15 protein-coding genes are annotated in these 19,670 nt (G+C 48.3%); 6 read left to right on the plus strand and 9 right to left on the minus strand.

Features of this window, described 5'->3' with window-relative positions:
* Nucleotides 1-230: 230 nt before the first annotated feature.
* Complete coding sequence (locus tag Q4Q57_RS13925) at nucleotides 231-1,394, plus strand: DcaP family trimeric outer membrane transporter (RefSeq protein WP_107404765.1); 1,164 nt, start codon at nucleotides 231-233, stop codon at nucleotides 1,392-1,394.
* A gap of 79 nt (nucleotides 1,395-1,473) precedes the next feature.
* Here Q4Q57_RS13925 and Q4Q57_RS13930 read toward each other — a convergent pair whose 3' ends face one another.
* The 3 genes from Q4Q57_RS13930 to acs form a co-directional block, all read right to left on the minus strand.
* Complete coding sequence (locus Q4Q57_RS13930; protein WP_006081259.1) at nucleotides 1,474-1,734, minus strand: GrxA family glutaredoxin; 261 nt, start codon at nucleotides 1,732-1,734, stop codon at nucleotides 1,474-1,476.
* 60 nt (nucleotides 1,735-1,794) lie between these two features.
* A complete protein-coding gene (locus Q4Q57_RS13935) occupies nucleotides 1,795-3,549 on the minus strand; it encodes a DEAD/DEAH box helicase (protein ID WP_311891159.1) in 1,755 nt (584 codons plus the stop codon).
* A gap of 220 nt (nucleotides 3,550-3,769) precedes the next feature.
* Nucleotides 3,770-5,722 carry an acetate--CoA ligase gene (acs, locus tag Q4Q57_RS13940; RefSeq protein WP_011846554.1) on the minus strand — a complete coding sequence of 651 codons (1,953 nt, stop codon included), beginning with the start codon at nucleotides 5,720-5,722 and terminating at the stop codon, nucleotides 3,770-3,772.
* Between the two features lie 174 nt (nucleotides 5,723-5,896).
* Between acs and Q4Q57_RS13945 the strand changes: the two genes are divergently transcribed.
* Complete coding sequence (locus Q4Q57_RS13945) at nucleotides 5,897-9,337, plus strand: PAS domain-containing hybrid sensor histidine kinase/response regulator (protein ID WP_311891160.1); 3,441 nt, start codon at nucleotides 5,897-5,899, stop codon at nucleotides 9,335-9,337.
* A 28-nt stretch (nucleotides 9,338-9,365) separates the two neighbouring features.
* On the opposite strand, the gene bioA is transcribed toward Q4Q57_RS13945, so the two are convergent.
* Nucleotides 9,366-10,718, minus strand: coding sequence for an adenosylmethionine--8-amino-7-oxononanoate transaminase (bioA, locus tag Q4Q57_RS13950; RefSeq protein WP_311891161.1), 1,353 nt, complete (start codon nucleotides 10,716-10,718; stop codon nucleotides 9,366-9,368).
* 122 nt (nucleotides 10,719-10,840) lie between these two features.
* On the opposite strand from bioA, the gene bioB reads away from it, so the two are divergent.
* From bioB to bioD, 4 genes are all read left to right on the plus strand, one after another.
* Nucleotides 10,841-11,893: a biotin synthase BioB gene (gene bioB, locus Q4Q57_RS13955; RefSeq protein ID WP_006081265.1), complete on the plus strand. Its 1,053-nt coding sequence runs from the start codon at nucleotides 10,841-10,843 to the stop codon at nucleotides 11,891-11,893.
* Between the two features lie 209 nt (nucleotides 11,894-12,102).
* Entirely contained in the window at nucleotides 12,103-13,323 is a 1,221-nt protein-coding gene (locus Q4Q57_RS13960) for an 8-amino-7-oxononanoate synthase (RefSeq protein WP_311891162.1), read from the plus strand.
* A gap of 64 nt (nucleotides 13,324-13,387) precedes the next feature.
* Nucleotides 13,388-14,491, plus strand: a complete 1,104-nt coding sequence (locus Q4Q57_RS13965) for a methyltransferase domain-containing protein (protein WP_311891163.1) — start codon at nucleotides 13,388-13,390, stop codon at nucleotides 14,489-14,491.
* 178 nt (nucleotides 14,492-14,669) lie between these two features.
* Nucleotides 14,670-15,410, plus strand: a complete 741-nt coding sequence (bioD, locus tag Q4Q57_RS13970) for a dethiobiotin synthase (RefSeq protein WP_311891164.1) — start codon at nucleotides 14,670-14,672, stop codon at nucleotides 15,408-15,410.
* 163 nt (nucleotides 15,411-15,573) lie between these two features.
* Here bioD and Q4Q57_RS13975 read toward each other — a convergent pair whose 3' ends face one another.
* The 5 genes from Q4Q57_RS13975 to Q4Q57_RS13995 form a co-directional block, all read right to left on the minus strand.
* Nucleotides 15,574-15,849, minus strand: coding sequence for an HU family DNA-binding protein (locus Q4Q57_RS13975; RefSeq protein WP_012587876.1), 276 nt, complete (start codon nucleotides 15,847-15,849; stop codon nucleotides 15,574-15,576).
* A gap of 281 nt (nucleotides 15,850-16,130) precedes the next feature.
* Nucleotides 16,131-17,042 (minus strand): ABC transporter ATP-binding protein, encoded by a 912-nt coding sequence (locus Q4Q57_RS13980; RefSeq protein ID WP_006086319.1) that lies wholly within the window; start codon nucleotides 17,040-17,042, stop codon nucleotides 16,131-16,133.
* A complete protein-coding gene (locus Q4Q57_RS13985) occupies nucleotides 17,039-17,869 on the minus strand; it encodes an ABC transporter permease subunit (protein WP_311891165.1) in 831 nt (276 codons plus the stop codon). The genes Q4Q57_RS13980 and Q4Q57_RS13985 overlap by 4 nt, the downstream gene beginning before the upstream one ends.
* Nucleotides 17,870-17,916: 47 nt before the next feature.
* A complete protein-coding gene (locus tag Q4Q57_RS13990; protein ID WP_311891166.1) occupies nucleotides 17,917-18,594 on the minus strand; it encodes a DUF480 domain-containing protein in 678 nt (225 codons plus the stop codon).
* Nucleotides 18,595-18,727: 133 nt separating this feature from the next.
* Entirely contained in the window at nucleotides 18,728-19,570 is an 843-nt protein-coding gene (locus Q4Q57_RS13995) for a S1 RNA-binding domain-containing protein (RefSeq protein WP_006086322.1), read from the minus strand.
* Between the last annotated feature and the right edge of the window lie 100 nt (nucleotides 19,571-19,670).

The raw sequence follows: 19,670 nt of genomic DNA on the forward strand, positions 1-19,670 counted from the left end.
CCCGCTTTATCTCTCTCAAGTTCACACTAAATTTACCAAGTTAAATTCCAATTTTCAGTACTAGATTTAATACCTTCGTTTTACTTATTTCGTTTCAAATATTTTCCTAACATATTATTTATCCTGACATTTTCTACTTTTGTCTCATAGACCTATTGCCAATGTTTCTCACTTGTTAATTTGTCCATATTGGTTGCGGATAAATAATAACAATTGGGGAAAGACAAAAAATGAAACAAGCAAAACTAAGCTTGATGGGTAGTGCAATATTATTGGCATTAGCAAGTTCGGCCAATGCGGCATCACTAAAAGATACGGATGTTGAGTTTGGCGGTTATATCAAAGCTGACATTATGTTCAGTGATTATGGCAATGGCGCACCGGATTCGGGGGATCTCTCTAGGCAGTTTTATGTTCCTGGTACTATTTATGGAAAAGAGGGTAATGGCAATCAAGTCGTGGATTTTCAAGCTCGCGAAACGCGTTTTAATTTCAAAGCGACGACCGATGTTGATGGTCATAAACTTTCTGGCTTTATTGAACTCGATTTTATGACCCACACCGATGGTAATGAACGTACTTCCAACAGCTATTCGCCTCGTATTCGCCATGCATTTGTCTCCTATGACAATTGGACCGTAGGTCAAACATGGACAACCTTCCAAAATGCTGCTGCGTTACCTGAGAATCTCGATTTTGTTGGTGCAGCCGATGGCACCCCGTTCGCCCGCCAAACGCTATTGCGCTATACCCAAGGTAATTTCCAATTCGCGATCGAAAATCCTGAAACCACAGTCACGCCAAATCAGGGCGGTGCCCGCATTACCAGTGGTAGCGGGGTAATCCCCGATGTTATCGCGCGCTATAACCTCAAAACGGATGGCGGCGCGGCGTTCTCCTTTGCGGGTATTGCCCGTCAGTTAAATTTAGAAACTAAGGTAGGTGCAACTCAGATTGATAGCTCAGCCCTAGGATATGGCGCGAGTGTGGCGGGCATTATTCCGGTCGGCAAAGATGATCTTCGCTTCACGGCCACCTATGGTGAAGGCCTAGGTCGTTATATGGCACTCAATTACATTAATGCGGGCGTACTAGATGCTAACGGTGATATCGAGTCGATTCGTACTTTCGGTGGATTTGTGTCTTATCGTCATTGGTGGAATGAGCAGTGGCGCAGCAGTGTAACCTTGTCAGGCATGCAAGCGGATAACGATGTGGCTTTAACCGGTTCAGGCGTGAATAAGGATGCTTATTCTGGCTATATCAACTTACTTTACTCGCCAAGCAAACCGCTGACTTTTGGGGTCGAGTATATGTACGCCAAGAACAGTAAAGAAAATGGCGATGATGGTGATTTGAGCCGCATTATGTTCTCGGCTAAGTATGTGCTCTAATCTTACTTGCTTGCGATAAAAACTAAAAAGGAGACCTTAGGTCTCCTTTTGCATTAAGCGGGTCACATATGTGTAGAGCTTAATCTAACAGATTGTTTTCGCGAACATATTGTTCGAAATCTGTGCAGCCACCGACGTGTTTCTCATCGACAAATATCTGCGGTACTGTTTCAACTGGCTTACCAACAGTTTTCTCTAAATCTGCTTTAGAGATGCCTTCTGCGTGGATATCGACATATCTGAACTTAAAGTCATCACGTTTTTCAACGAGTTGCTCAGATAATTGCACAGCACGAACGCAATAAGGACAGCCTGGACGGCCAAAAATAACAACGAACATAATAGCTCCTTAGGATTACTTTAGTCGTTTTATACCATAGGCCTAAGTGAATTGATAATGTCAGCCGCGTTTATTTTCAGTTTGATAGCGACCTTGATAATCAAAATAGCTTTCGAGCAGATCCCAGCCTTTTTTATGTTTCTTCAGCAGCAAGAGATCCGGCATGCGGAATTTATCCGCGTCGCTGATTAACTCTGTCACCTTAGTGTACTTTTTTGGTTTTAATCCCGGTATACGGCTATGGGAAAAGATGAATAAGGCATATAGGGCTCGCCACTGGGCCGGAGTTTGCAATTTAAAGCGGCGATTAAATTCATTGCCGTCGATATCGAGGTATTGCACTTTCAGATTGCCGTCATCGTCGATTAGCGTCATATGTTGGCAGCGGAACAAATGATGGTGCTGCTGGCTGAGCACTTGGCGAAGGCGTTTATCGGGATCGATGAGAGTCGATTGGCAGTGCTGGCAAATGCGCGCGGCAATATCATTCTCTTCACCGCAATCAGGGCAAGATTTAGATCTAAATCGAAAGTCGCACTGCTGCTTTTTACCTTGCTGTTCGACTATGCCCTGACAACGGCGACCAAAGTGTTCAATGATGTCGCCATCGTCGTCCGTGAGTCCCCAGAATATATTGGCAAAATCGCACACAGGGCAATGCACTTGCACGGGTACCGATTTACTGTTGGGTTTCGCTTGGCCAACCTCAGGAAAATACAAGTCATAACCATTGGCAGCGTAGTCGATGATAAGACAATCTTTTTTACCTTCAGCGATTCGCAATCCACGGCCGATCATTTGTTGAAACAGACTGACTGAGGCGGTAGGGCGCAAAATTGCAATCAAATCCACATGGGGCGCGTCGAAGCCTGTCGTCAACACAGCCACGTTGACCAAAAACTTAAGCTCTTGGGCTTTAAAGCGTTCAATCGTCGCATCTCGTTCATTGTCGTGCGTTTGTGCCGTGATAATGGCGCTCTGTGCAGCATGAGCTTGGTTGAGTAGGCCAAAAATCTCATTGGCGTGGCGCACCGTTGCCGCGAAGATGATTATGCCTTTTCTATGTTGGCCCAGTTCAATGAGCTGTTTCACTATCGCGGTGGTCGCGCGGCCGTAATGCCCCAGTAAATCGTTAACCTCGGCTTCGGCATATTCACCATTCTCGTTGGCTTTCAGTTGGCTGAAATCGTACTGGGCACTTAAGCCATCAAACAGGGTTGGCGCTGTGAGGTAACCTTGTTTAATGAGTGGCCTGATGGGCAGCTCGAACACACAATGTTCGAACACAGCATGTTCGGGAGACCCCACTTTGCCGTGATAGTGCTGCTGGTAAATCCAGCCAGTGCCAAGGCGATAGGGCGTGGCGGTGAGGCCGAGCAATCTTAATTGGGGATTTTTCGTGCGTAAATGATTGAGTACTTGTTGATACTGGCTGGTTTTCTCAAGGCTGACTCTGTGGCATTCATCAATAATCACTAATGAGAACGGCTGATCGAACTGGGTTAACCCCCGCGCCGCCGATTGAATGCTGGCGACGACGGTTTTCCCCTCAGTGGCTTTTTGATTGAGTCCCGCCGCATAGATACTGGCTTGTGCCGTGAGTAGGCCGACTTTCTCAGCATTTTGCGCGACTAATTCTTTCACGTGGGTGAGCACTAAGACCCTGCCTTTGGCGATGCGCGCCAATTCGGCGATCACTATGCTTTTGCCGGCGCCTGTGGGCAATACGAGTACGGCGGAAGCTTGGCTTTGCCTAAAATGGGCGATGGCGGCATTAACCGCTTGCTGTTGATAGTCTCTGAGTTTGACTGACACGCTGATAAAAAATCTATGCTGAATAAAAGTGAGGTCGCAAGCTTAACATAACAGGCAAAAAAAATGCCCCTGGTTGGAGGGGCAAGCTAGAGAAAGGAGCAATCACACACTCTCTCAACAGGGTTCACTTTTAACCTGAGGTTTAAAAAGGGAGGTTCAGGTTACGCTTAGCCTATTGGGCATAGACTAAGCGTTGTGGACATTGTTCGTAACTCGGATATTACTCAGTACGATTCAAGCGTGATTCAATCAAGGTTTCGATCACAGCTGGATCGGCCAAGGTTGATGCATCCCCTAAATTGGTCACTTCGTTAGCGGCAATCTTACGCAGGAAGCGGCGCATGATCTTGCCCGAACGTGTCTTAGGTAAGCCCGTCGCCCATTGGATGAGATCTGGAGTTGCCAGCGCACCAATTTCTTTACGGACCCATTGACGCAGCTCTTGTCGTAGCTCTTCGGTTTCTTCAGTGCCGCGGGTTAGCGTGACATACGCATAAATACCTTGGCCTTTAATATCATGTGGGTAGCCAACTACTGCAGCTTCTGCAACCAGCTCATGTGATACCAGCGCACTTTCGACCTCTGCAGTACCTAATCTGTGGCCGGATACGTTGATTACGTCATCGACGCGGCCAGTGATCCAGTAGTAACCATCTTCATCGCGGCGGGCACCGTCACCGGTAAAATACATGCCACGGAAGGTTTTAAAGTAGGTCAATACAAATCGTTCGTGGTCGCCATAGACAGTCCGCATTTGGCCCGGCCAAGAGTCGAGTAACACTAAGTTACCTTCGTTCTCACCTTCTAAAATATTCCCCATGTTATCCACTAAGGCGGGTTGAACGCCAAAGAACGGACGGGTCGCTGAGCCTGGTTTAGTGTCGGTCGCACCTGGTAGCGGCGTGATCAAAATTCCGCCAGTTTCAGTTTGCCACCAAGTATCGACGATAGGGCAATGTTCATGACCTATGACCTCATGGTACCAACGCCACGCTTCTGGGTTGATAGGTTCGCCTACCGAGCCCATGATCCTCAAGCTGCTACCATCGAACTTATCGAAGTGCTGTTTACCTTCGGCCATCAGCGCGCGAATTAAGGTTGGTGCTGTGTAAAGAATACTCACTTTATGGCGGTCAATCATTTCGCCTAAACGGGCAGGGCTTGGATGATTCGGTACACCTTCATGGATCAGCACTGTCGCACCATTGGCGAGTGGGCCGTAAACCATGTAAGAGTGGCCAGTGATCCAACCCACATCGGCGGTACACCAGTACACTTCACCCGCTTTGTAGTCGAACACATATTCATGGGTCATAGACGCATAAACCATGTAGCCACCAGTGGTGTGCAATACGCCCTTGGGATTACCGGTTGAACCTGAGGTATACAGCAGGAATAACGGCGCTTCTGCGTCCATTTCCTCTGGTTGACAGTACTCAGATGCGGTTTCCATCAGTGAGTGCCACCACACATCTCGGCCTTCTACCCAATCCACTTTGCCGCCCGTGCGTTTAAGCACTATGACTTTTTCAACAGTAGTGACATCAGGGTTTTTTAAGGCATCATCGATGTTGCGTTTCAATGGTATAGCACGGCCACCGCGCATACCTTCATCTGAGGTAATAATGACTTTTGATTTGCCATCAATCACGCGAGAGGCGATAGAATCCGGTGAGAAACCACCGAAGACCACAGAGTGCACAGCGCCGATACGGGCACAGGCGAGCATAGCCACTGCGGCTTCTGGCACCATAGGCATGTAAATCGTGACTATGTCACCGCGGCGCACGCCTTGGCTGCGTAATGCGTTGGCGAATTTACACACATCTGCATGTAATTCACCGTAGGTGATTTTGCGTTGTTCGCTGGCGTTGTCGCCTTCCCAAATAATCGCCACGCGATCACTGTGCTCGGCTAAGTGACGATCTAAACAGTTGGCAGAAGCATTCAGGGTGCCGTCGTAAAACCAGTTGATCGATAAGTTATGATCATCAAAAGAGGTTTTTTTAATTTTGGTATAGGGTTTTATCCAATCAATACGCTTGCCGTGTTCTCTCCAGAAACCTTCGGGATTGACAATCGACTCTTGGTACATTGTTTTATATTTATCGTTGTTTACAAGTGCATTGGCAGCGATATTGCCGGAGACTTTGTAGAGAGACTGCGAGCTCATAGGGCTTCCCTTTTGAAAAATTGCGTGGACTGAGTATGGTATGCAAGGGGGCGGCAACTCCATTAGACCTTGGTCTAGTTTTAAATTTTCCTTTATATTTAGTCTGTTGCATTAAAAATCCGGCTAGATTTTAGACAGGTTTTATCGCACAATAATCAGAAAAAAGAGCAAAGTATGAATTTAACCTTAGTCGTCGCCGTTATTGCCGTCTGTTATGTCTCGCTTTTATTCCTATTAGCGTGGGGGGCGGAGCGTTGGTTTAGCCGGATCACCAAAAAGCTACAGGTCGGTATTTATGGCCTGAGCTTAGCGGTCTACTGCTCTTCGTGGAGTTTTTTAGGCACAGTCGGCCAATCGGCTAAGGATCTCTGGTCTTTTTTACCGATTTTTATCGGCCCCATTCTGATTTTCACCTTAGGTTTTGGCATGTTACGCAAGATGGTATTAGTGTCTAAGGCACAGAATATCACCTCAGTGGCCGACTTTATTGCCGCACGATACGGCAAATCTCAAACCTTAGCCGCCTTAGTCACCTTAATCGCCTTGTTTGGCATCATGCCCTATATCGCCCTGCAGCTTAAGGCGATGGTGTTCAGCCTTAACCTGTTTCAACCCGCAGACGATCCCCTCGATGGCGTGACAATTCCGTTACTGATCACGTCTTTATTAGCCATATTTGCCATTTTATTTGGTACCCGCAAACTCGATGCCACCGAGCACAATCCCGGCATGATGCTTGCGATTGCCTTTGAGTCTCTGGTGAAGCTCGCCGCATTTTTATTGGTCGGCGTCGTCATTAGTTTTGGGGTGTTCGATGGTTTTGGGGATATTTGGCAGCAGGCGAATGCGCAGTCGCTGATCAATTATCCCAATCCCCGTATCGAAGCTTTAATGCCTGAGTTACTTGTCGGAATGGCGGCGTTTTTGTGTATGCCAAGGCAGTTCCATGTGATGGTGGTGGAATGCGCCGATGAGTCTGTGCTGTCGAAAGGACGTTGGCTGTTTCCTATCTATTTAGCGCTTTTTGGTTTATTCGTTGGGCCGCTCGCCTTGGCGGGGAAGATCATCCTCGGCGATTCTGTGTCGGCCGATACCTATGTCATTAATTTGCCACTCGCTTTAGACCAACCTTTGCTGGCGGTTATTGCGCTGCTGGGCACACTTTCGGCGGCAACCGGCATGGTGATAGTGGCGGTGGTGACCATTAGTGTGATGGTGAGTAACGAATGGCTGGTGCCTGTGATGCTGCGCACGGGCCATATCCGTGAGAAAAACTTCAGTCAGTTCTCGCAGCTACTACTCAATGCCCGCCGTTTGGCGATCGTGATCATTCTTGGCTTAGGTTATGGCAGTTATCTGGCCTTAGCGGACAGTGATTCCTTATCCCATCTCGGCATGTTGTCCTTCGGGGCTTTTGCTCAGTTAGCGCCCGCCTTAGTGGGCGGACTCTATTGGAAACACGGCAATCGTGCTGGGGTATTTTTAGGGCTCGGCGTGGGCTTTACGCTGTGGTTCTACATCATGTTGCAGGGCATGACAGATGTGCAAAGTTCATCGGTGTTCTTGTCTGGCGTCGCGAGCGAGAAAGGCCTGCTAGATGCGATAACGCCCAATGTGCGTGATGCGCTGACTGCACTTTTTGCTAATATCGCCTGTTATATTTTGGGGTCGATTTGGTTTAGGGCGGGGGTGGCCGAGCGTATTCAGGCCAGTGCTTTTGTGAGCCCTGGCAAGTTGAAAAACAGCGCCAATAAGAAAAATGGCCCGATTTCACAGCAGGATTTGCTTATTCTTGCCAGTCGATTCGTCAGCCCAACACGCGCCTACGAGAGTTTTAGCCGTTTCTCTATTGATGCGGTAAAAAGTGATAGTTGGCATAAAGCGGCGCCGCCAGAGCTGATTTTCCACACGGAACGTTTATTAGCGGGCGTACTCGGCGCCTCAAGCGCAGCGCTGGTGATGGATTCTGTGCTGCAAGGGCGTGATTTGGCGCTGGATGAAGTGTTCAGTCTAGTGGATGAAGCATCATCCAAAATTATGCTCAGCCAAGACATGCTGCGCGGTGCGATTGAGCACGCCTATGAAGGCATGAGCGTGATAGATAACGATCTCAACCTAGTAGCTTGGAATTATAAATATGTGGAGCTGTATCAATATCCCGATGGATTCTTGCAGCAGGGTATGCCCATCAGCGAAGTGATCCGTTTTAATGCGGTGCGGGGTTATTGCGGTGAAGGGGAAATCGAACAGCAGGTTGAACAGCGGGTGCAGCACATGCGTAATGGCACGCCGCATACTTCTGAGCGTCATCGCAGGGACGGTAAAGTGATTAAAATTCAAGGTAATCCCATGCCAGACGGTGGCTTTGTGATGACCTTTACCGATATTACTCAGTATCGCGAGCAGGAGCGCGCGCTGCTCGAGGCCAATGAAACCTTAGAAAGCCGCGTTAACGAACGTACCTATGAATTAGCCATGTTGAACAGCGAGTTACTGGAAGCTAAAGCGCAGGAGGAAATAGCCAACGCCTCTAAGAGTCGCTTCTTAGCTGCCGTTGGTCATGATTTAATGCAACCGCTGAATGCTGCAAGGTTGTTTACCGCATCTTTATCTCAGTATCCCAATTTAGATCGCGAGGCCAGAACCACCTTATCCCATGTGAACAGCTCGCTTAAGATCGCCGGCGAGTTGCTCACCGATCTGCTGGATATTTCTAAACTCGATTCTGGCATGGTAGATGTTAATCGGCGTGATTTTGCGATTTCAGAACTGATCAACGGCTTATCCGTAGAGTTTGAGGCGATGGCAGCGGACAACCAAATTCGTTTTAAGATGATCCCATGCAGTGCGACCGTTAATTCCGATCCTTCACTGTTACGCCGAGTCCTACAAAACTTTTTAACCAATGCCTACCGCTACGCCCGTGGTGGCAGAGTCTTGTTTGGTTGTCGCCATCGGGGTCATTACCTTGAGATCCAAGTATTAGACACGGGCTGTGGTATCGATGAAAAAGAAACCCAAGAGATTTTCAAAGAATTCAAACGGCTGAATAATCCTAAGAGCAACAATGTCAGCGGATTAGGCTTAGGTTTAGCAATTGCTGATCGCATCAGTAAAGTGCTGGAACACGGTATTCAAGTGTCGTCCCATTTAGGGCGCGGCTCGGTATTCTCCATTTGTGTGCCGCTTGGGGAGACAGTGCGTCAGCCGCAAGTGAAGGCGTTGCCGTCGCTGCTGCAGCCGTTATCGGGTATCAAAGTGTTGTGTATCGACAACGAAGAGGCGATTCTGGCGGGTTTAGAAAGTCTATTGAGTCGTTGGCAATGTGAGGTTATTTGCGCCAAAGATTTATCCGATGCACGCATTAAGCTGGGACTGAAAGGCGTCGCGCCCGATATTGTCCTCGCCGATTACCACTTAGATGATGGCCAAAATGGCGTCGATGCGATGGACGGTATTCGTGCCCTGTATGGCAAAGACTTGCCCGGCATTTTGATCACCGCCAATACCCGTAAAGAGCTGGTGGAAGATGTGCAGCGCCGCGGCTATCACTATATGGCGAAAATGATAAAACCTGCCGCGCTGCGCGCATTGATTTCCAGCTTAGTAAAATAAGCTTTACCCACAAGCTTATCAGCCACGGTTAGCCGTGGCTGATAAGTTGTGGCTCGGCACTGGCGGATGTTGCACTAATGCCTGCCGCGACTTGCTTCATCGCACCGGTGAGTTGGCTTAATTGCGCTGGGCTAATTATATAGGGCGGCATGATATAGATAAGGTTCGCGAAGGGGCGAACCCACACCCCTAAATCAACAAATTGTTGCTGTAGCTCTGCGGTATTGACGGGATCATGCATCTCTAACACACCGACAGCGCCGAGCACTCGCACGTCTTTTACGCTCGGTAAATCAATCGCATCCTTAAGTTCTAAGCGCATTTGCTGCTCGATAGCGGCGACTTGCGCTTGCCATTCATTGCGATTGATTAAGTCTAAGCTCGCACACGCCGCCGCGCAGGCCAGCGGGTTACCCATAAAGGTCGGCCCATGCATAAACACGCCAGCGGGAGATTGGCTGATTCCTTGGGCGACTTTATCGGTACACAGCGTTGCCGCTAGGCTGATGTAACCGCCCGTTAGCGCTTTACCTAAACATAAGATATCTGGAGTGATATTGGCGTGTTCATAGGCAAACAGCTTACCTGTACGGCCAAAGCCTGTGGCGATTTCATCTAAAATCAACAACACATCAAACTCATCGCACAGGGCGCGAATACCCGCTAAATAATCCGCGCTGTAAAAACGCATCCCGCCAGCACCTTGCATGATCGGCTCTATGATCACAGCGGCAATATCATGGTGATTTGCACTTAAAAAGCTGCGCATAGCGGTTAAATCATCGGCTTGTAAGGTTTCGCCAAAGGCGGTTTGTGGCGCGGGCACAAAGGATTGTTTCGTAAGCGCATCGCCAAACATAGTGTGCATGCCACCTTCGGGATCGCACACGCTCATAGCGGCAAAGGTATCGCCGTGGTAACCCTTCTTAACGGTAAGAATACGTTGTTTTTGCGGCCGTTCTTCATGTGCGCCTTGCCCCTGCGAGCTCTGACCTTGCCAATATTGCAGCGCCATTTTGATCGCCACTTCGACTGAGATAGAGCCAGAGTCGCATAAAAAGACTTTCGTCAGCGGCTCGCAGGTCATAGCGATAAGTTTTTTACACAGTTCAATGGCGGGTTCATGGGTGATACCGCCAAACATCACATGGCTCAGCTGATGCAGCTGTTTTTCCATCGCGGTTAATATTTCGGGATGCGCATAGCCGTGTACACAGGCCCACCATGAGCTAGTGCCATCGACCAGCTTGCGGCCATCGACAAGTTCGAGCTCGCAGCCCTTTGCGCTATGTACACCAAAAACAGGAAGAGAACGGGTCATTGAGGTGTAAGGATGCCAAATATGGGCGCTATCAAAATCAAAATCGAGTAAATTGCGCATAAACGCTCACTAAGTTGGTGGTAAAATAGCCATTAGTAAACTGGATTCACTGGTTGGCGTTGACAGTTTAAGGGCTGAGGTTATCCTAGCCAAGATAAAAGACAGAATAAAAAGGGTGTTCAATGTCGCAGTTGCAAGTTCGTCATGATTGGAAGCGGGAAGAAATCGAAGCCTTATTTGCGCTGCCGATGAATGATTTGTTATTTAAAGCCCACAGCATTCACCGTGAAGTGTACGATCCCAATGAAGTGCAAATTAGCCGCTTGTTATCGATTAAAACCGGTGCTTGCCCTGAGGATTGTAAATACTGCCCGCAGAGCGCCCGTTATGACACAGGTTTAGAGAAAGAGCGTTTGCTGGCAATGGAAACTGTGCTGACCGAAGCGCGCAGCGCTAAAGCCGCGGGAGCTTCTCGTTTCTGCATGGGGGCCGCTTGGCGTAACCCAAAAGAAAAAGACATGCCGTACCTTAAGCAAATGGTACAAGAAGTCAAAGCCTTAGGTATGGAAACCTGCATGACGCTTGGCATGCTTTCTGAAGATCAGGCGAACGATTTAGCCAGTGCAGGCTTAGATTATTACAACCACAATTTAGATACCTCGCCTGAATACTACGGCGATGTGATCACCACTCGTACCTATCAAAATCGTTTAGATACACTGACAAATGTGCGTGCCTCAGGCATGAAAGTCTGCTCTGGCGGGATTGTCGGCATGGGTGAAAAGGCGACGGATCGTGCAGGCTTACTGCAACAGCTGGCTAATTTACCCCAGCATCCTGATTCTGTGCCGATCAACATGTTAGTCAAAGTGGCGGGTACGCCGTTTGAGAAACTTGACGATCTCGATCCACTCGAGTTTGTGCGTACTATTGCTGTAGCGCGTATTTTAATGCCACTTTCGCGCGTACGTTTATCGGCGGGCCGCGAAAATATGAGCGATGAACTGCAGGCCATGTGTTTCTTTGCTGGCGCCAACTCGATTTTCTACGGTTGTAAATTGCTGACTACGCCAAACCCAGAAGAAAGCGATGATATGGGGCTATTCCGACGTTTAGGTTTACGTCCAGAGCAGGGCGCAGCGGCAAAACTGGAAGAAGAAAGTGCAGTATTAGCCAAAGCCGCGGCCTATCAAGATAAGTCATCGGCACAATTCTATGACGCGGGTGCTTTGTAAGAATATTGAGTTTATGTCATCTGACGCACATTGTTGAATAACATGTCAATCCTGTTGGTCGTAGTCTGTTTTGACTGCGGCCGACAGGCTTATTAAATGTGCTCTATTTCTAAGGCAACCGTCTTTAACCGAACACTCATAGGGTAATCATTGTTGAGACCATTGTTGAAACACTCATTTTTGAGTCCGTCATGCTTGAGGCTACATCCATGAGTTCTCTGCTTGAGACTAAAATTGCCGCCCGTCAGCATGCTTTGCGTGAGCAAGGATTACTGCGACAACGTAAAGTGCTGAGTGTCGATCATGCCCTTAGCACCAACGCATCCACTTCGAGTCCGCGCTTTGTGTTCGAAGGTCGCGCCTATGTCAATTTCAGCAGTAATGATTATTTAGGTTTATCCCGCGTACCTGAACTCGCAGAGGCCTTGCACCTTGGCGCGCAAACCTACGGTGTGGGCAGCGGCGCATCGCCCTTAGTGACAGGTTACAGTGACGCACATTTGGCGCTGGAGCGTGAGCTTTGCGCCTTAACGGGGCATGAAGCGGCATTGTTATTTTGCTCGGGCTTTAGTGCCAATACTGCGCTGATGAAAACCTTGTTTGATCAGCACGATATTGTGGTTGCCGATAAGCTGGTACACGCCTCCATTATTGATGGTTTGCAAGATAGTGGCGCGCAGCTAAAACGTTTTTTACACAATTCTTTAGAAAGCGCTGAGCGGTTACTCGCTCGAAATCAAACATCGGCGTTAATCACTGAAAGCGTGTTTAGCATGGACGGAGATTGTGCGCCAATTGCCCAGTTATCGGCGCTTTGTCGCCAACATCATGCTTGGTTGGTTGTCGATGATGCACATGGTTTTGCGGTGCTCGATGGCTATAACAATGCAGATGCCGCCAAGCTTATCGATGTGCAAGTGGTGACCTTTGGGAAAGCCTTAGGTTGCCAAGGCGCGGCCGTGTTGGGGAGTCAGGCACTGATCGATTTTTTAGTCAGTAACGCCCGTGAATACATTTACTCGACCGCTTTATCGCCCGCCAATGCAGCGTTGGCCTTAGCCGCGACTCGGTACAGCACAGCACATCCCGAGTTACAGCAAAAACTGCTTGAGAATATTGCGCTATTCAAACAGTTATGCAGTGAGGCTAATGTGCCCCTTTTAGGTTCAGATACCGCGATTCAGCCGCTGATCATTGGGGATGCGCGGCAAACATTGCAAGTGGCCGAGGAGTTAAGGGCAGCAGGAATTTGGGTTGGCGCGATTCGCCCGCCGACCGTGCCTGTAGGCTCTGCGCGTTTACGTATTACTTTAACGGCAGCTCACGCCGCGGAAGATATCGCAACGTGTGTTGCGCAATTAGCTCAAGTGCTCAGTCGCGTCGGTGTGCCGCTTGTGACTGAGCGACAAGCTGCGGATGATCACAGATAAATGTACGCTATAGAACGCGTTATTCTATTGAATTTTAAGTTTTTATGGTTGAGTGTTAACTGCAATGCCAAGCCCGATTAAATCCAGCAAGCCCAACGCGAGTGAACCAAGCTCTAACGCGCTCCAGTCCAGTGAGCCCAAGTCGAGTGAGTCCAACTCTTGCGAGTCAACACCGTGCGAGTTGAATGTGAGCCAATCTGCTGTAATGCAAATTTTTGAAAAACAAGCTTTTGAAAAACCAGCTATTGGAAAACGAGCAATTGACAAAGAATCCAATGTTCACGGTGCTCAGATTGCTGAACGATTCTCCGCAGCGGCCCATAGTTATCAAGACCATAATCAGTTACAGCGTCTGAGCGCCGCCAGTTTACTCAGTGAGTTTACCGCCCAAGGTCATCTGTTAGATATTGGCGCAGGCCCTGGGACAGATTTTTCGGCGTATCACTCTGCACATCAATCAGCACATTACTCTGAGCATGGTTCGATACAAAATCCACCGACAACGGTATTTGCCGTGGATATCGCCCTTGGCATGTTACACAAGCTAAAACAATCTTATCCCGATTATCACGGCGTTTGTGCCGATGCCGAGTGTTTACCCTTTGTCGATGGTTGCATCGATGTGATTTATTCGAATCTGGCTTTGCAGTGGTGTGCGAATTTTCCCGCCGCGGTAGCTGAAATGGCGCGAGTGCTCAAGCCGAATGGCGAGTGTCATTTGAGCCTGGTGGCGCAGGGGAGTTTGAATCAATTAGCCGAATTAGGCTTAAGAGTGAATGACTTTTCGACGCTAGAGGCGCTAAAAGCGGCATTTAAACTCGATACATGGCAGTTCTTAGAGGTGCAGCTCATTCCTATGACAGTGCATTTTGATACTCTCAAAGCATTACTCTATTCCATCAAAGGGGTGGGCGCCTCGGTGCAATCGGCCAGTGCAACCCATTCAACTAGTTCAATCAGTTCAGCCAATTCAATCAGTTTAGATAGTTCAACGATTCAGTCAGCAGGAGAGGTTGCTGGCGCAATAGCCGCTGCAGAATTAGCCCCGCGGCTGCGTGGTCGCCAAGATTGGCAGGCAATGCAGGCCAAAGCCGAATCCTTACGTGTACCCCAAGGTTTGCCATTAACCTACCAGATAGTGCAGATACGTGCTCGGCGCGGGATGTAACAGTTTCACACTATATTTTAGCTACAACAATATTTATGCACACATACTTAGCATTGATTAGCGATAGGGACTTTGATTTGTGGACTTGTGGATTTAAAGGTCTACAGGTTTGCGTTTTAGCTTTATGGAGAGTGCACTTCAAAAAGGTGTACTCAATAGCGACAGATAAGGATCTAATATGTTTTTTGTAACAGGTACAGATACCGACAGTGGTAAAACCTTAGTCTCATCGGCGCTGTTAACCGCGGTGAACCGTTTGGGCGCGATAGCCAGTGCTGACTCGGCTGTGAGTATTTTAGCGTCTAACACGCTGTCGACCTTAGGTGTTAAGCCCATTGCCTCTGGCTGCGCACAAACCTCCGAAGGCTTGCGTAATGCCGATGCACTGCAGTTGATGACTTCATCGTCGCTGAAACTTACTTATCCTGTCATTAATCCTTTTACCTTTGAACCTGCGATTGCGCCGCATATTGCTGCCGCCCAAGTGGGCGTGAGCTTAGCACCTGAAGCCATTATCGAAAGTTTGGATTTAGCGGCATTTGCTCAAGCGGATTTTTGTCTGATTGAGGGCGCGGGTGGCTGGCGTTTGCCCTTAGGCGAGGGCCGATATTTATCGGAAGTGGTACAGAGATTAGAACTGCCAGTGATACTCGTGGTGGGCATGAAGCTCGGTTGCTTAAATCACGCACTGCTCACTCAAGAGGCAATACTGGCCGATGGACTTAAGATTGCTGGTTGGGTCGCTAACTGTGTCGACCCTAATATGAGTATGTTTGCGGAAAACTTGGCGAGTCTTAAAGCTATGATGTCAGCGCCTTTCCTCGGCTGTGTGCCTTTTCTTGATGATCCCAGTGCTGAAAATGCCGCCGATTACCTTGATACTTCACCGCTTTTTCAAAGCACAGAGGCTAATGCATAGGCAGTGCCTAACTAATGTTTAGCCGCTGAGCGGCTTAATGAGCGGTACTGCTAATGTCTTTAGACAAAAAATAAGCCTCACATTACGTTGAGGCTTATTTATATCAAGGCTACTGATTAATGCTCGCAAATGAGTGACTACACATTAAAGCTAAGCGTTGCTATCAGCTATTGATCTGTTGCTTCAATGCCGTTGAGGCTTTAAAGCTGGGCTGATTGTAACCGTCGATTTCAATAGCCTCGCCCGTTTGTGGATTACGGCCCGTTTTTGCGACATGGTATCTGAGTTCAAAGGTGCCAAATTGCGGCAGGAAAATTTTCTCGCCTTCGCTTAAGGCGACGTGGATCTGTTGCAATATCTGCTCAACCACAGGTTTAGTGCTCGCTTGCGATGCATTGAGTTCGGCGGCAATACGTTGGATAAGTTGTGCTTTGTTCATAGACACCTCTGAAGTCAGCTTAGGTTCAATCGAAGGGGAGTTATAACAAGCTCGCCTTAAGATTGAAAGTCATAGCTAGCTTAGCGCGGTTGATTGGTGTTTTATTGACAGACTTGTGATGCTTTTGGTGGCTGAGCGTTGCGAAAGTGAGCAGCAGTTTGTCAGTGTTGAGTGGCCTAAAGACTGAGTTAAAAGGCTTAAGCGCAAGGCGTGTTGCGCTTAAGCCATGAGTAACACTATTCAACAGCTGGCTGATGAGATACCAACTTTTTAAAGCTCGCCTATGAAAAGAGCGTTTCTTCCAAGGTACGGCCTTTCAGCAGCATCTTGTATTGCCACTTATGTTGGTTAAACAGGGTAAATAGGCGCATTTCGATATCACTGCTCTGTGCTTTTTCTTCATCCGTTGCTAGCTGGATAATAAACACCTTGCTCTGTTTTGAGCTGACGTTCACCACGCCCGCCAGTTTTGCCACTTCCGCTTGCAGCAAATCACTGTCACAGCTTTGCATGGTTAACGTCAGGTAATCGCTGTCGGTCGATGCATGCATAGACACGGCTTGGCTTAATTGCCCCTTGTCTAAATACAACACCTGATCGCACAGCTTTTCGAGCTCATCGAGATTATGCGAGCTGATCATAAAGGTCGTGGTGGGCGATAAGGCTTTGACCAGTTCGCGGACTTTTTTCGCGTTGGCAGGATCTAGCCCCGCGGTCGGCTCATCCAATAGCACTAACTCTGGCGAGCCAATCAACGCCTGCGCAATCGACACGCGTTTACTCATACCGTGGCTGAGGCTTGGTGGTTTTTGCTCGGCGACATCCGCCAAATCGACTAAGGTCAATACGCGAATGGCCTCTTGTCTGGCTTGTTCTACGCCCATGCCCTGCAGACGTGCGAAAAAGCTTAACTGGCTGACAATGGTCAAATTGGGATCGAGCACCGCATCTTGGGGTAAAGCGGCAATTTTGCCTAAAAGTTTAGGGCTATTAGGCGCTTCACCGAGCAGGGTTATTGTCCCTGCACTTGGCGATAAATAGCCGCATAACAGACTAAAAAGCGTGGTTTTACCCGCGCCATTTGGACCGACAAGGGCGATGGGCGCACCCGCTTCTAGGCTGAAGTTAACATCATTCAGCGCCTTTTTGCTGCCGTAAAGTTGCGACAGCCCTTGGCATTGGATCAGACTCATAGCGAGCTCCTTTGCATATAAATTCTGCCGAGCAAGAGGGCCGCAGCGGTTTGGAACAGTGGAATAGGGGCATAAGCTAAGCTGTTGAGTCCATTTGTATTGAGCATGTCCGACAGCTGAGCACCGGGTAATACCCATTGCAGCTGTGCCAATACGCTAGATTGGCTGCCTAACACCATGATGGCGATGGAAATCACTGTCCATAAAATGGTCGCAAACACCATAGCTTGACGTGCCGTGCGCGCATACAGGGACAATAAGGTCATCACTGCCGTATAGGGCAAGATCACTATGATGAGGTTAAGGCCGACTAAGGCGCCAGAGGTTAACGCTGGCAAAAAAAGCTGGCTGTCACGGCTGAGTGCGAGGGCGACTGTGGCGATAATCGTCAATAGGATCAGCAAGCCTTGGATCAGAATTTGGCCGAGAAAACGCCCGAACAATAAGCTGTCACGGCTAGTGCGCAGGGTTAAAAAGCGCAGTGTGCCACGGGTTTTATCGGAAGAGAATTGATCGGCGGCGATCAAAATACTGAACAGTGGGAATAAATACAGCGCAAAGCACCAAAATACCGCCATTTCGGCTACAGGCCACTCAAAGAGCACGTTGAGGGTATTGGCCCCAAATAAGCTGTCGATGACATCTTTAACATTGGGCTGCAATAACATCGCCGATGCGCTTTGAATGGGATAAAGCAGGAGTACGCCCCACACTAAACCAAAGGCGACCAAGGCGATGATCCCTCGGGTATTAAATAAAAATTTACGCAGTTCAAACATGGCGATAATAAGCATGTTGTTGAAACTGCTGGGTGGATTATTGGTCATTTGCTGTCTCTATTATTCTTGACGCTATGATTAGCTTTAAAAGACGATTAACTCAACGAGGCGATTAACTCATCGAGCTTTTGCGTCAGTTCAGCCACCTGTTGCTCAAGCTCTGTCACTCTTTGGGTTAATTCATGCGGCTCAGCAGCCAAAGACACAGCGACATGGGCGGCACTATGGTTGGTAGTCTGGCTGGCAATATGAGTATTATCGAGCTGCGACGAGGCGGCAGAGAATAATTCCACATAACGGGATTCGCGGCGACCAGCTTCTCTGGGCAACTGTTTTAAGAAAGGTTTTTCGCGGCTCATTAATTGGCGGATGCAATCTTCCACTTCGATCACGTCTTTAAATTCGTGTAGGCGATTACTGCGGGTGCGCAGCTCTCCTGGCGTTTGTGGGCCACGTAATAGCAACAAACAGACGATGGCGAGTGCGGCGGAGGACAGTTGAAGTTCACTGAATTCGGTATTGCAGAATCTGTGCTTGTATTTCACGACGCGGCTGCCAAATCCCGACTGTTCGCTGATCAAACGTTTACGATTAAGGGAATCGACGGCAATTTGCACTTGGGTTTCGCTGAGTTCGAGTACCGGCTCGCGACTGGTTTTTTGATTGCAGGCTAAGGTCAATGAGTTTAGCGAGAGTGGATATTGCTCTGGGGTGGTGATTTCTTTCTCAAGCAGGCATCCGATGACTCTGGCTTCGTGTAACGTGAGTTCCATATAAGCTCCAAAGAAAAAAGCATGGCTTTGTTTATAACAGAGCCATGCTTAATATCCTAGGAGTTGTCAGTCAAACTCTGCCTTAGTGGCGGTAAACTGTACAACTTTAACGCTAAGTACTGAATAGAGTTGATTATTCTGCGGTTTCAGTCAAACGCAGACCATCATTATCTATGCTCAGTTGACCATTCTTAAATAAGCCACCTATGGCTTTTTTGAAGGCTTTTTTACTCATACCAAGCTGATCGTAAATGATTTCAGCATCGGTTTTATCGGTTAGGGCTAAGAAGCCGCCAGCCTGTTTGAGTTTGATCAGGATAATGTGGGCATGCTTATCTAACTCTTGTTTACTGCCTTGTTGCAGCACAAGATCGATTTTGCCATCGCGGCGCACTTGTTTGATAAAACCTTTGAGTCGTTGGCCGAAACGCAGTTTTTGGAACACTTCGTTTTCGTAAATCACGCCCCAATGGGCATGATTAATAATGGCTTTATAGCCTAAATCTGTGGTGCCGCCGATATATAAATCGACCTGCTCACCGACTGTGTACTCTGGCTCTGTCTTATCGAGGAACTTATCGATTTTTGATGAGGCCATGATGCGTTCATCGGCGCGGTTAGCGTGCACATAAACCAGATAAGAGCGACCTTCTTCGATAGGTTTATGTTGCTCACCGAAGGGCAGTAATAAGTCTTTATCTAAGCCCCAGTCTAAAAAGGCGCCATAAGGACCGGTTGCAACGGCTTTTAAATAGGCAAACTCGCCTACTTGTGCCAATGGACGGCGCGTGGTGGCAATCACGATATCTTCAGAATCTAGATACAGAAACACGTCAAGTAGATCACCGACTTGGCAGTCTTTGGGGGTGACTTTGTTTGGCAGCAGTACTTGCCCTAATTCGTGGGCGTTTAAATACACGCCAAAGCTGACTTGTTTTACAACCTCAAGTTTGCAGGTTTTACCTATCTGTACCATGGATCTCTCTGTGCATAATTAAATGTGATTCGGCTGCGATTATACACTTCGGTGCTGAAACTGCAGCATTATTGTCTTTGGGTTTTATCTTAGGACGATT

Origin of the sequence: Shewanella sp. SP2S2-6, assembly GCF_031931965.1 — a bacterium.
GTDB lineage: Bacteria > Pseudomonadota > Gammaproteobacteria > Enterobacterales > Shewanellaceae > Shewanella > Shewanella baltica.

What these genes read in the sequence shown, in the direction of transcription:
- Q4Q57_RS13925 (WP_107404765.1), top strand. Translation starts at nt 231, where the DNA reads ATGAAACAAGCAAAACTAAGCTTGATGGGTAGTGCAATATTATTGGCA.
- Q4Q57_RS13930 (WP_006081259.1), bottom strand. Translation starts at nt 1,734, where the DNA reads ATGTTCGTTGTTATTTTTGGCCGTCCAGGCTGTCCTTATTGCGTTCGT.
- acs (WP_011846554.1), bottom strand. Translation starts at nt 5,722, where the DNA reads ATGAGCTCGCAGTCTCTCTACAAAGTCTCCGGCAATATCGCTGCCAAT.
- Q4Q57_RS13945 (WP_311891160.1), top strand. Translation starts at nt 5,897, where the DNA reads ATGAATTTAACCTTAGTCGTCGCCGTTATTGCCGTCTGTTATGTCTCG.
- bioA (WP_311891161.1), bottom strand. Translation starts at nt 10,718, where the DNA reads ATGCGCAATTTACTCGATTTTGATTTTGATAGCGCCCATATTTGGCAT.
- bioB (WP_006081265.1), top strand. Translation starts at nt 10,841, where the DNA reads ATGTCGCAGTTGCAAGTTCGTCATGATTGGAAGCGGGAAGAAATCGAA.
- Q4Q57_RS13960 (WP_311891162.1), top strand. Translation starts at nt 12,103, where the DNA reads ATGAGTTCTCTGCTTGAGACTAAAATTGCCGCCCGTCAGCATGCTTTG.
- Q4Q57_RS13965 (WP_311891163.1), top strand. Translation starts at nt 13,388, where the DNA reads ATGCCAAGCCCGATTAAATCCAGCAAGCCCAACGCGAGTGAACCAAGC.
- bioD (WP_311891164.1), top strand. Translation starts at nt 14,670, where the DNA reads ATGTTTTTTGTAACAGGTACAGATACCGACAGTGGTAAAACCTTAGTC.
- Q4Q57_RS13975 (WP_012587876.1), bottom strand. Translation starts at nt 15,849, where the DNA reads ATGAACAAAGCACAACTTATCCAACGTATTGCCGCCGAACTCAATGCA.
- Q4Q57_RS13980 (WP_006086319.1), bottom strand. Translation starts at nt 17,042, where the DNA reads ATGAGTCTGATCCAATGCCAAGGGCTGTCGCAACTTTACGGCAGCAAA.
- Q4Q57_RS13985 (WP_311891165.1), bottom strand. Translation starts at nt 17,869, where the DNA reads ATGACCAATAATCCACCCAGCAGTTTCAACAACATGCTTATTATCGCC.
- Q4Q57_RS13990 (WP_311891166.1), bottom strand. Translation starts at nt 18,594, where the DNA reads ATGGAACTCACGTTACACGAAGCCAGAGTCATCGGATGCCTGCTTGAG.
- Q4Q57_RS13995 (WP_006086322.1), bottom strand. Translation starts at nt 19,570, where the DNA reads ATGGTACAGATAGGTAAAACCTGCAAACTTGAGGTTGTAAAACAAGTC.